The organism is Mycoplasmopsis columbinasalis, from assembly GCF_900660705.1.
GTDB lineage: Bacteria > Bacillota_I > Bacilli_A > Mycoplasmatales > Metamycoplasmataceae > Mycoplasmopsis > Mycoplasmopsis columbinasalis.
The window spans coordinates 89,148-102,289 of record NZ_LR215043.1 but is presented as its reverse complement, the minus strand read 5'-3'; the positions used below and the strand labels follow the sequence as shown (position 1 = coordinate 102,289).

The 13,142-nt window shown below is 34.9% G+C and carries 7 protein-coding genes; 1 reads left to right on the top strand and 6 read right to left on the bottom strand.

Features of this window, described 5'->3' with window-relative positions:
- Nucleotides 1-141 precede the first annotated feature (141 nt).
- The gene (locus tag EXC55_RS00285) at nt 142-870 is read left to right on the top strand and encodes a lipoprotein 17-related variable surface protein (protein ID WP_129622705.1); all 729 of its coding nucleotides are present in this window, start codon (nt 142-144) and stop codon (nt 868-870) included.
- Nucleotides 871-1,689: 819 nt separating this feature from the next.
- Here the strand turns inward: EXC55_RS00285 and EXC55_RS03340 are convergent.
- The 6 genes from EXC55_RS03340 to EXC55_RS00255 all read right to left on the bottom strand — a co-directional run bounded on the left by EXC55_RS03340 (nt 1,690) and on the right by EXC55_RS00255 (nt 12,898).
- Entirely contained in the window at nt 1,690-3,531 is a 1,842-nt protein-coding gene (locus EXC55_RS03340) for a lipoprotein 17-related variable surface protein (RefSeq protein ID WP_235666093.1), read from the bottom strand.
- Nucleotides 3,438-5,234 (bottom strand): lipoprotein 17-related variable surface protein, encoded by a 1,797-nt coding sequence (locus EXC55_RS00275; RefSeq protein WP_129622703.1) that lies wholly within the window; start codon nt 5,232-5,234, stop codon nt 3,438-3,440. Before EXC55_RS00275 ends, EXC55_RS03340 begins: the two co-directional genes overlap by 94 nt.
- A 303-nt stretch (nt 5,235-5,537) precedes the next feature.
- Nucleotides 5,538-7,325, bottom strand: a complete 1,788-nt coding sequence (locus EXC55_RS00270) for a lipoprotein 17-related variable surface protein (protein WP_165001857.1) — start codon at nt 7,323-7,325, stop codon at nt 5,538-5,540.
- Nucleotides 7,326-7,570: 245 nt separating this feature from the next.
- Nucleotides 7,571-9,208, bottom strand: coding sequence for a lipoprotein 17-related variable surface protein (locus EXC55_RS00265; RefSeq protein ID WP_129622701.1), 1,638 nt, complete (start codon nt 9,206-9,208; stop codon nt 7,571-7,573).
- Nucleotides 9,209-9,698: 490 nt separating this feature from the next.
- A complete protein-coding gene (locus tag EXC55_RS00260) occupies nt 9,699-11,054 on the bottom strand; it encodes a lipoprotein 17-related variable surface protein (RefSeq protein WP_129622700.1) in 1,356 nt (451 codons plus the stop codon).
- A gap of 245 nt (nt 11,055-11,299) precedes the next feature.
- Nucleotides 11,300-12,898 (bottom strand): lipoprotein 17-related variable surface protein, encoded by a 1,599-nt coding sequence (locus tag EXC55_RS00255; protein ID WP_129622699.1) that lies wholly within the window; start codon nt 12,896-12,898, stop codon nt 11,300-11,302.
- Nucleotides 12,899-13,142: the final 244 nt, after the last annotated feature.

The window sequence follows — 13,142 nt, the reverse complement described above, 5'->3', positions numbered from 1 at the left end:
TAGTTGAATCTAACTATGAAATAGGTCTAGATCAAGAATTCAATCTAGATTAAACTTAGGTGCTAAATGCATAATTTTTAGCATTTTTACAACAAGAAATTTCTTTACAAAATAATTCAAACAATACACAAGGAGAGAAAAGTGAAACTCAAAAAATTCTCATTCTTATTGTCTGCTACTGCTGCAACAGTTGCAGTACCATTAGTTGCTGTTTCATGTGGTAAAACCGCAACAACAGAAGTTACAGCAAAAAGTCAATTAGACTTAATTAAGAAAGTAGCTTTCACTGGTGAGAATCAAGCAACAACAGATCCTACAACTGTTACCGTTGCACAACTTCAACTTCAAAAAGAAGATGGTAGCAAGTATGAAGCTCCAGCAGGCTCAAACATCGAAGCTCATATTAAACTTAAAGAAAACAATACTGGTGTAAATGCTGAAACTGGTAAACTTACAGTTATTGTTTCTGTAAGAAAAGGCACTTCAGAAACTCCAGTTACCAAAGAACTTGAAGTTACTGGAGAATTTAAGAAAACATCAAACCCATCTCCAGAAGCTGAAGTTACAGCACAAAGTCAATTAGACTTAATTAAGAAAGTAGCTTTCACTGGTGAGAATCAAGCAACAACAGATCCTACAACTGTTACCGTTGCACAACTTCAACTTCAAAAAGAAGATGGTAGCAAGTATGAAGCTCCAGCAGGCTCAAACATCGAAGCTCATATTAAACTTAAAGCAAACAATACTGGTGTAAATGCTGAAACTGGTAAACTTACAGTTATTGTTTCTGTAAGAAAAGGTACTTCAGAAACTCCAGTTACCAAAGAACTTGAAGTTACTGGAGAATTTAAGAAAAGCGAAAGCAGATAAAAAAGCAAACTAATTAGCTAGTCAAACTCCAAAAGATCCGCAAGTTCGAACCTGAGAAACAGTTAATGCGTTTGTAACAGATTTTAACAGTAGTAGTGACGCTGCATTAGCAGAAGGCTTTACATTTGCTGATGTTACTGAGGGATACAGAGTAGTATTTAAAGATGGTGCTGTTAAAAAAACTGACGATGATTCTAACGCAACTCTTAAATTTACAATTAGCTTCAGTGGTCAAGCTTCTGATGAAAAACAGTTGATTTTATGGTTCCTATCACTCAACCATCACAAGATTAATTACACACTATTTTTAAAACGAGCAATTTTGCTCGTTTTTATTTTAAATTTCTAAACAAAATTTTGTTAGAACCATTTGTTATTGCAAAATTTTCGAAATAAACAATATGATTAACACAACTTAAAACTTTCTATATAAATAAATTCAAAAATACAAATTTATTGTTATTAAAAAACATTAAAATTTACTCGTCATTATTAATCTATATGTCAGCAAATAAAAAAACGAGGTAAAACACTCGTTTTTTATTTTGTTTAATCTTACTAGCTTTAGTTTGATAAAAATTGATAACTATACTTCTTACAATTTTACTTTGTAAAAGTTACTGAGTCTATAAATAAATTAGTAACAAAGTTTTCTTATTTAACTTAACACTAGTTAGAAACACACCAGTAAATAATTCGCGTTGTTAAACTATATTTTAACTTAGAGAACACATATAGTTTAACATTGCATTAATCTCAGTCATCACCAAATTCTTCTTCTGTACAATACACCTCATTTGGGCGTGAATTAACTATGGTCTAAGCTGGAGTGACTTCTATGCTTTCTTCAGATGGTTCGCTAGTTTTAAAACCATTCACCGTGAAAGGTTGAGAAGTAACGGAATTATTATTCTTAGATAGAACAACCTTCACTTGTAGTGAACCGTTTTCATCATCTTTTGAACCATCAACAATTTCATACGTTGGAGTCACATCTGTTGTTAGTGTAGGTTGAATTGTGAAATTATTCACATCCGCGTTTGATGGCAACACATTTTCTTTGTCGCGATAATCAACACTAGTGATTTTAGCAAGTTCATCGTTAAGAAGTTTTTTGTCACTAGTTAAGAAACCGCTAACATCGAATTCACCAGTAACTGCACTTTCATTATTTTTGGTTAATGTAACTTGAACTTTTAGAGTACCTTCCGCATCATTTTGCGAGCTAGGAACGATTCGGTAAGAAACATCGATTTCATGATCTGTTGGAGCTTGAGTAACAGTAAAAGTTAAATTTGAATCTGTTACTTCTGATGGTAAAACTGACTCTTTGCCTGTGTAATCAACACTTGTAATTGCTGTTTTAGCATCGTTTACAGCTTTTTTGTCAGTAGTAAGAAAACCAGTAATTAGTAAAACATCAGAAACAGCGGTTTTGCCATTTTTAGTTAAGGTCACTTTAACTTGTAAAGTGCCTTCACCATCTTTTCGTGAACTATCAACAATTTCATAACTTGGTGTCACACCATCAGCAAGCTGCACTGCTGAAAGTGTAAAGTTATTTTCATCAGCATCATTTGGCAAGGTATTAGACTTTTCAGGATAATCAATGCTTGCGCTTGAAATTTTAGCAAGTTCTTCGTTAACAAGTTTTTGATCACTAGTTAAGAAACCGCTAACTTCAAATTCCTCAGTAACTGCTTGTTTCTCGTTCTTTGTTAAAATCACTTTTACTTTTAAAGTACCAAGTGCATCTTGTTGTGAATTAGAAACAATTTCATAACTTGGTGTCACACCATCAGCAAGTTGCACTGAAAGTCTAAAGTTATTTTCAACAGCATCAGTTGGCAAAGCATTAGACTTTTCAGGATAATCAATGTTTGCGCTTGAAATTTTAGCAAGTTCTTCATTAACAAGTTTTTGATCGTTAGTTAAGAAACCGCTAACTTCAAATTCCTTAGTAACTGCTTGTTTCTCGTTCTTTGTTAAAATCACTTTTACTTTTAAAGTACCAGCATCATTATTTTGTGAATTCTCAACAATTTCATAAGAAACAGTGATTCCTGCAGCTGGATTTTGAGTTGGATCTTGAGTAACGTTAAATTTAGTAGAATCTGCAGCTAATGGTAAAACTGAAGCTTTGTCTGTGTAATCAACAATTGTAATTGCTGCTTTAGCATCATTTACCGCTTTTTGGTCAGTAGTAAGAAACTCAGTAATCGTAAGTGGCTCGCTGGTTGCGCTTTTTCCGTCTTTAGTCAGAGTGACTTTAACTTTTAGTTGGCCTGCTTGATTTTCAGCTGTACCGTTTATGATTTCAAAACTTGGTGTAATGTCATTAGCAACTGTGTTATCTGCGAGGCTAAAACCACTATTTTGTGCATCCTCAGGTAAAACGTTAGTTTTGTTTTGATAAATAATTTGTGCCGAAGTGAGGTGTTGAATTGCTTTGTTTACTGCGTCTTGCGCTGCAGTTAAAAAGCCAGTGATAAGAATTGGAGCTGAAGTGGCTTGCACACCATCTTTACTCAAAGTAATAGCAACTTTTAGTTGACCTGTTTGATCATTTACTGAGTCAGGAACAACTGCATAAGTAGCTTGCGCGCCCAGTGGAACTTGATAACTAAGCTGTACTCTAGTTTTGAGAGTTTCGGCGTCCAATTTTTGAAAATCACTTGGCAAAATATTTTCTTTGTCACTAACTTGTGCGCTGGTAATATTTGCCACTTGGTCGTTAAGGAAGTTTTGTGTGGTCTGGAAACCTTCAACATCAAAAGTTTTTTCAGCAATTTTTTAGTTTTTGTGTTTTCGAGAATTACTTTCACTTTGATCGTGCCGGCAACATCATTATCACTTCCAGGAATAATTACATAACTAACGGTTACATCTGAACTTGTTGGTGTGTAAGCATTTGTTCCTGCTTGTGCCTGAAATTTGTTGCGGTCAACTGCAGAAGGTAAAACGTTAGTCTTGTTAGGATAATGCACACTCGTAATTTTAGTGTCTACTTCTTCATTAAGGAGTGTATTAAAGCCTTCAACTTCAATTGTTTTTTCTCTCGAAATTTTACCTAATGTTAGAGTTACTTTTACTTTAAGTGTTCCTAAGTCATTATTTGGTTCTAAAGCAGTAAAGGCAATTTTTCAAGTACTAGTTGGTGTTTTGTAGGCACTCTTGTCTGCAGTAAGTGCAACAAAGTTTTTGTTATTTGCATTTGAGGGTAGAAGTGCTTTAGTTCTGGTGCCATTTACTTCATAATCGATATATTGAATTAAATCGAGTTGTGCTTGCACATCGGTTTCTTTTGCCAGTGGCACAGTAAAGAGTACTGAATTTTCACTTGAAACTTGTTCTTGATATTTAACCACAAATTTAAGTGACACAGTACCATTGTCTTTGCCAGGAGTAGCTTGACCAATAAATTCCACTTGGTAATTTTTTGGTAACTTTTCAAAAGTAAAGGCTTGCTTAAGTTTTTCATCACTGTTGTATTGAGTGATAAAATCAGCAACATTTAGTCATGTTGATTCAGATTGAAGTATAGGCGTAAGTGCAATTAATTCATTTGCTTCTGTGTTAGCTTTAATTTTGTTGCGGTCACTTAATTTTTGCAAATTGCCAACAACCATTTCTTCTGTGGCAAAATTGTTTTCCGATTTTAAAGTTACTTTAAGTTTTAATTCACCTTCTGGATCATTAGCAGGACCACTTACTTCATACTGTGGTTCGCCTAAACTAGGGAACACTTCAGTTAAAGCCTTTTGGGTAGCACTTTTAGTTAATTCTAATTTGAGTTTAGCTAAAGCTTGATTTCGCTGTGCAACATCGTTGCTTGCAATTAAAGCACGTAATTCAGTTGGTAATGTATCAGGAGTTGCAGTGGCATAAGTTAATTTGACACTTGCTCCTTCTTCATTAGGAAAATTGGTTCTTGTTAGAAGTTTGCCACTAAGTAATTCTTTAAGTTGCGAGTTAGTAAGAGGAGCAACTTTTTTAAACCCAGTAATAAGTAAAGGTTGGCGAGTAGTAGCTTTCTGGTCACCTTTTTGCACAGTTACGCTAACGCGTAAGGTACCATTAATATTTGAACCCTCTAAGAGTAAATTTAAACTAAGACCACTTTCTGGTTTAAGTTTAAATTCGGTATCCCCGGCCATTAATTTTATTTGCCCAGCCACAACGTTGGTAGCCAAAATTCTGGCTTTATCTGCTTCGTTACCGTCAAATACAGCACCTGTAATTTTATTTAGTTCTACTTGTACTGCTTCGCTATCGCTAACTTGCGCACAAGCAGCTGAGAGCAAAGGAACAGCAGCAACTATTGAAGCAGCTGATAATAAGAATGAAAATTTTTTTAATTTCATATTACCTCTCTTTTAGTGTTTGAAATCCAACAAATTCTGTTTGATGTCACAGATAACAAATTTGTGTTTATGCGTAATTTTTCCAATATTAGTTTGTGTCTAGTGAATTGATACGTTGTGGTTGTTGCTGACAATATTGAAGTCACAAATTTAATATTTTTCGCAAAAAATTTCCTATCTAATTAAATTTTAGTCTTCGTAGTAAAAAAACAAATTCAAAACTAAAATAGTTTGTGAAAATAGTTTTTTTGAATTAAAAAACGAGCAAAACTGCTCGTTTTAAAAATAGTATTGTAATTAATTTTATGATGCAGTGATAGGAACTGTAAAGTCAACAGTTTTTTCTTCAGAAGCTTGACCTTTGTAACTAACAGTAAATTTAAGAGTTGCTTTAGTCGTAGGTTCTGTTGAACTAGGGGTTGCTCCTGTTCTAAATACAACAGAATAGTCTGGTGTTTTGTTTGCAAATGAGAATTTACCTCTTAATGTTTGTCCTGCTGCTTCTCCATTATTGTATGCAGCAACAAATGCATTAACATCTGCTCATGTTTCTTCACCTGTAATTGAAACTTGTGTTGCTGCTAATCTAGTTGCTTCAGCATCTGCTTTGTTTTTGTTATCTTGATCTGTAGTTAAGAAACCACTAACTTCTAATTCATCAGTAACTGCAGTTTTACCACCTTTGGTTAAGGTAGCTTTAACTTTTAAAGTACCAGCATCATTATTTTGTGAGCTAGCGACAATTTCATAAGAAACATCAATTCCATCTGCTGGAGCTTGAGTAACACTAAATTTAGTTACATCTGCAGCTGATGGTAAAACTAAAGCTTTGCCTGTGTAATCAGCACTTGTAATTGCTGTTTTAGCATCGTTTACAGCTTTTTGGTCGCTGGTTAAGAAACCACTAACTTCTAATTCATCAGTAACTGCAGTTTTACCACCTTTGGTTAAGGTAGCTTTAACTTTTAAAGTACCAGCATCATTATTTTGTGAGCTAGCGACAATTTCATAAGAAACATCAATTCCATCTGCTGGAGCTTGAGTAACACTAAATTTAGTTACATCTGCAGCTGATGGTAAAACTAAAGCTTTGCCTGTGTAATCAGCACTTGTAATTGCTGTTTTAGCATCGTTTACAGCTTTTTGGTCGCTGGTTAAGAAACCACTAACTTCTAATTCATCAGTAACTGCAGTTTTACCACCTTTGGTTAAGGTAGCTTTAACTTTTAAAGTACCAGCATCATTATTTTGTGAGCTAGCGACAATTTCATAAGAAACATCAATTCCATCTGCTGGAGCTTGAGTAACACTAAATTTAGTTACATCTGCAGCTGATGGTAAAACTGAAGCTTTGCCTGTGTAATCAGCACTTGTAATTGCTGTTTTAGCATCGTTTACAGCTTTTTGTTCGCTGGTTAAAAAGCCATTTAAAGGAACTTCTTGTGATTCAGCAGAAAATGTACCGCTAGTAACTTTTACTTTAACTTTTAAAGTACCTGTTACATCATCTGGTGTTTTCACAAATTTTATTGCTCAGTTACCACCAATAGGATGTGCATAAATTTCTTTTCCTGCTTTAACAACTAACTTAGCATCATCAACTTGTGATGGAAACACATTTTCTTTAGCGCTTGCTTCGGTACCGTTGTATTCAACAGCTGTAATCTTAGCTGCTTCAGTGTCAACTTGTTCTTGAGTAACGTTTTGAACAGCAGGTTCAGCTTTAAAACCTGTTAAATCTAATTCTTTTGTTAGAGGTGTTTCTGCGCCTTTTTGTACTGAAACTTTAACTTTTAAAGAACCATCAACTGCTAATCTTGTTGTAATTTCAAAGGCAACTTTCACATCGCTACCAGTTGGAGCCTTGTAATCTGCTTCGCCAGCTTTAAGTTTAAGTTGCTCGTTTGTTACGTCGTTAACTGAAGTGTTAGCTTGGTCTGTTCCAGTGAAAGCCACTGCTGTAATTTTGTCGAGCTCACTTTTTGCTGTAACTTCTGTTGTTGCGGTTTTACCACATGAAACAGCAACTAATGGTACTGCAACTGTTGCGGCAGTAGCAGACAATAAGAATGAGAATTTTTTGAGTTTCACTTTTCTCTCCTTGTGTATTGATTGAATCATTTTGTAAAGAAATTTCTTATTGTAAAAATGCTAAAAATTATGCATTTAGCACCTAAGTTTAATCTAGATTGAATTCTTGATCTAGACCTATTTCATAGTTAGATTTGACTAGTGAAATCTACTTTGTTCCTGGAAATTCTTACTGTTGCTACTTCTCAAAAAGCAGAAAAAAACGAGCAAAATTGCTCGTTTAAAAAATAGTGTTGTAATTAATCTTATGATGGAGTGATAGGAACTGTAAAGTCAACTGCTGTTTCTTCAGAAGCTTGACCTTTGTAACTAACAGTAAATTTAAGAGTTGCTTTAGTCGCAGCTTCTGTTGAACTAGGGGTTGCTCCTGTTCTAAATACAACAGAATAGTCTGGTGTTTTGTTTGCAAATGAGAATTTACCTCTTAATGTTTGTCCTGCTGCTTCTCCATTATTGTATGCAGCAACAAATGCATTAACATCTGCTCATGTTTCTTCACCTGTAATTGAAACTTGTGTTGCTGCTAATCTAGTTGCTTCAGCATCTGTTTTGTTTTTGTTGTCTTGATCTGTAGTTAAGAAACCTTCCAATTCAAAAGTATTTGTTGATTCTTTTGACACGCCATCAAAAGTAACTTTTACTTTAACAGTAAGTTTTCCTTCTGCGTCATTAGCAAGAACTTTAACAAAATCTAATGATCAAGCTTTTCCTTCAACAGCTGTTGGGAGATCGTAGTTATTGTTATTTACTTTCGCTTTAAAATTTGTATTTATAAAAGTAACTGCTGATGGAAGCACTTTGTCTTTTGCGTTTGCATCAGTTCCTAAGTATTCAACAGCTGTAATTTTGTTTGCTTCAGCTTGTATTTCTGCGTCTTTTTTAGCTGCTGCAGTTAAGAAACCTTCTAACACAAAGTCTTTCGAATCTTTTGACTCACCATCAAAAGTAATTGTTACTTTAACAGTGAGTTTTCCTTCTGCATCATTAGCAGAAACTTTAACAACGTCTCATGATCAAACTTTTTCCCCAATAGCTGCTGGAACAACATAGTCTTTGTCATTTTCTTTTGCTTTGAAATTTGTTTTTGTAACAGTAACTGCTGATGGAAGTACTTTGTCTTTCGCTTTTTCACGAGTGCCTAAGTATTCAACATTTGTAATTTTGTTTGCTTCAGCTTGTACTTCTGCTGCTTTTTTATTTGCGCTAGTTAAGAAGCCATCTAAAGTAACTTCTTTTGATTCAGCAAAAAGTGTACCGCTAGTAACTTTTACTTTAACTTTTAAAGTACCTGCTACATCATCTGGTGTTTTCACAAATTCTGTTGCTCAGCTACCACCAACAGGAAGTACATAGCCTTGTTCACCCGCTTTAACAACTAACTTGGCATCATCAACTTGTGATGGAAGCACTTTATCTTTAACACTTGCTTCGGTACCGTTGTATTCAACAGCTGTAATTTTAGCTGCTTCAGCGTCAACTTCTGCTTGTGTAACGTTTTGAACAGCAGGCTCAGCTTTAAAACCTGTTAAAGGTAATTCTTTTGTTAGAGGTGTTTCTGCACCTTTTTGTACTGAAACTTTAACTTTTAAAGAACCATCAACTGCTAATCTTGTTGTAATTTCAAAAACAACTTTTACATCGCTACCAGTTGGAGCTTTGTAATCTGCTTCGCCAGCTTTAAGTTTAAGTTGTTCTTTCGTTACATTGTTTACTGAAGTGTTAGCTTGATCTGTTCCAGTGAAAACTACTGCTGTAATTTTGTCGAGCTCGCCTTGTGCTGTAACTTCTGTTGTTGCGGTTTTACCACATGAAACAGCAACTAATGGTACTGCAACTGTTGCAGCAGTAGCAGACAATAAGAATGAGAATTTTTTGAGTTTCACTTTTCTCTCCTTGTGTATTGATTGAATTATTTTGTAAAGAAATTTCTTATTGTAAAAATGCTAAAAATTATGCATTTAGCACCTAAGTTTAGTCTAGATTGAATTCTTGATCTAGACCTATTTCATAGTTAGATTCGACTAATGAAATCTACTTTGTTCCTGGAAATTCTTACTGTTGCTACTCCTCAAAAAGCAGAAAAAAACGAGCAAAATTGCTCGTTTAAAAAATAGTGTTGTAATTAATCTTGTGATGGTTGAGTGATAGGAACCATAAAGTCAACAGTTTTTTCTTCAGAAGTTTGACCACTGAAGCTAACTGTAAATTTAAGAGTTGCTTTAGACTCATCGTCTGTTTTTTTGACAGCGCCATCTTTAAATACTGCTCTGTATCCTTCAGCAACATCAGCAAATGTGAAGGCTTCTCTTAATGTTTGACCTGAAGCTTCACTATTGTTAAAGGCTGCTACAAACTCATCAACTGATGCTCAAGTTAGACTTCCTGAATATGTACTGAATATGTAACATTAGTTGCAGCTAATCTAGTTGCTTCAGCATCTGCCTTAGCTTTCTTAGCAGCTGCATCTTGAGCTGTAGTTAAGAAACCACTAACTTCTAATTCACCAGTAACTGCAGTTTTATCACCTTTGGTTAAGGTAGCTTTAACTTTTAAAGTACCAGAAGCGTCATTTTGTGAGTTAGCAACAATTTCATAAGAAACAGCAATTCCAGCTGCTGGAGCTTGAGTAACACTAAATTTAGTTACATCTGCAGCTGATGGTAAAACTGAAGCTTTGCCTGTGTAATCAGCAGCTGTAATTGCTGTTTTAGCATCGTTTACAGCTTTTTGGTCGCTAGTTAAGAAACCTTCTACCACAATGTCTTGTGATTCTTTTGACACACCATCGAAAGTAACTTTTACTTTAACAGTAAGTTTTCCTTTTGCATCATCAGCAGAAACTTTAACAAAACTTAATGATCAAGCTTTTCCTTCAACTGCTGTTGGAAGAGTATAGTCATTGTCATTTGCTTTAGCTTTGAAGTTTGTATTTTCAAAAGCAACTGCTGATGGAAGCACTTTGTCTTTTGCTTTTTCACCAGTACCTAAGTATTCAACAGCTGTAATTTTGTTTGCTTCAGCTTGTACTTCTGCTTCTTTTTTATTTGCGCTAGTTAAGAAGCCATCTAAAGTAACTTCTTTTGATTCAGCAAAAAGTGTACCGCTAGTAACTTTTACTTTAACTTTTAAAGTACCTGCTACATCATCTGGTGTTTTCACAAATTCTGTTGCTCAGCTATCACCAACAGGAAGTACATAGTTTTGTTCTCCTGCTTTAGCAACTAACTTGGCATCATCAACTTGTGATGGAAGCACATTTTCTTTAGCGCTTGCTTTGGTACCGTTGTATTCAACAGCTGTAATCTTAGCTGCTTCAGTGTTAACTTGTTCTTGAGTAACGTTTTGAACAGCAGGTTCAGCTTTAAAACCTGTTAAATCTAATTCTTTTGTTAGAGGTGTTTCTGCGCCTTTTTGTACTGAAACTTTAACTTTTAAAGAACCATCAACTGCTAATCTTGTTGTAATTTCAAAGTCAACTTTCACATCGCTACCAGTTGGAGCCTTGTAATCTGCTTCGCCAGCTTTAAGTTTAAGTTGCATCTTTGTTACGTCGTTAACTGAAGTGTTAGCTTGGTCTGTTCCAGTGAAAGCTACTGCTGTAATTTTGTCGCGCTCGCCTTGTGCTGTAACTTCTGTTGTTGCGGTTTTACCGCATGAAAAAGCAACTAATGGTACTGCAACTGTTGCGGCAGTAGCAGACAATAAGAATGAGAATTTTTTGAGTTTCACTTTTCTCTCCTTGTGTATTGTTTGAATTATTTTGTAAAGAAATTTCTTGTTGTAAAAATGCTAAAAATTATCCATTTAGCATCTAAGTTTAATCTAGATTGAATTCTTGATCTAGACCTATTTCATAGTTAGATTTGACTAGTGAAATCTACTTTGTTCCTGGAAATTCTTACTGTTGCTACTCCTCAAAAAATAGAAAAAAACGAGTAAAATTGCTCGTTTAAAAAATAGTGTTGTAATTAATCTTATGATGATGATGATGTAGGAGTAATAGGAACTGTAAAGTCAACTGTTTTTTCTTCAGAAGTTTGACCACTGAAGTTAACTGTAAATTTAAGAGTTGCTTTTGTTTGTTCGCTATCTTTTTTAACAGCATCAGCTTTAAATACTGCTCTGTATCCTTCAGCAACATCAGCAAATGTGAAGGCTTCTCTTAATGTTTGACCTGAAGCTTCACTATTTTTAAAGGCTGCTACAAACTCATCAACTGATGCTCAAGTTAGACTTCCTGAATATGTAACATTAGTTGCAGCTAATCTAGTTGCTTCAGCATCTGCCTTAGCTTTCTTAGCAGCTGCATCTTGAACTGTAGTTAAGAAACCACTAACTTCTAATTCACCAGTAACTGCAGTTTTATCACCTTTGGTTAAGGTAGCTTTAACTTTTAAAGTACCAGAAGCGTCATTTTGTGAGTTAGCAACAATTTCATAAGAAACAGCAATTCCAGCTGCTGGAGCTTGAGTAACACTAAATTTAGTTACATCTGCAGTTGAGGGTAAAACTGAAGCTTTGTCGGCGTAATCAGCACTTGTAATTGCTGTTTTAGCATCGTTTACAGCTTTTTGGTCGCTAGTTAAAAAGCCTTCTAACACAATATCTTTTGATTCTCTTGACACATCATCGAAAGTAACTTTTACTTTAACAGTAAGTTTTCCTTTTGCATCATCAGCAGTAACTTTAACAAATTCTAATGATCAAGCTTTTCCTTCAACTGCTGTTGGGAGTTCATAGTCATTGTTATTTACTTTTGCTTTGAAGTTTGTGTTTGCAAAAGTAACTGCTGATGGAAGTACTTTTTCTTTTGCGCTTTCGCCAGTGCCTAAGTATTCAACAGCTGTAATTTTGTTTGCTTCAGCTTGTACTTCTGCTGCTTTTTTATTTGCGCTAGTTAAGAAGCCATCTAAAGTAACTTCTTTTGATTCAGCAAAAAGTGTACCGCTAGTAACTTTTACTTTAACTTTTAAAGTACCTGCTGCATCGTCAGCTGTTTTCACAAATTCTTTTGCTCAGTTACCACCAACAGGAAGTACATAGCTTTGTTCTCCTGCTTTAGCAACTAAATTAGCAGCATCAACTTGTGATGGAAGCACATTTTCTTTAGCGCTTGCTTCGGTACCGTTGTATTCAACAGCTGTAATCTTAGCTGCTTCAGCGTCAACTTCTGCTTGTGTAACGTTTTGAACAGCAGGCTCAGCTTTAAAACCTGTTAAATCTAATTCTTTTGTTTGAGGTGTTTCTGCGCCTTTTTGTACTGAAACTTTAACTTTTAAAGAACCATCAACTGCTAATCTTGTTGTAATATCAAAGGCAACTTTCACATCGCTACCAGTTGGAGCCTTGTAATCTGCTTCGCCAGCTTTAAGTTTAAGTTGCTCGTTTGTTACGTCGTTAACTGAAGTGTTAGCTTGGTTTGTTCCAGTGAAAGCTACTGCTGTAATTTTGTCGAGTTCGCCTTGTGCTGTAACTTCTGTTGTTGCGGTTTTACCGCAGGAAACAGCAACTAATGGTACTGCAACTGTTGCGGCAGTAGTAGACAATAAGAATGAGAATTTTTTGAGTTTCACTTTTCTCTCCTTGTGTATTGATTGAATTATTTTTAAAGAAATTTCTTGTTGAAAAAATGCTAAAAATTATGCATTTAGCACCTAAGTTTAATCTAGATTGAATTCTTGATCTAGGCCTATTTCATAGTTAGATTTGACTAGTGAAATCTACTTTGTTCCTGGAAATTCTTACTGTTGCTACTTCTCAAAAAGCAGAAAAAAACGAGCAAAATTGCTCGTTTAAAAAATAGTGTTGTAATTAATC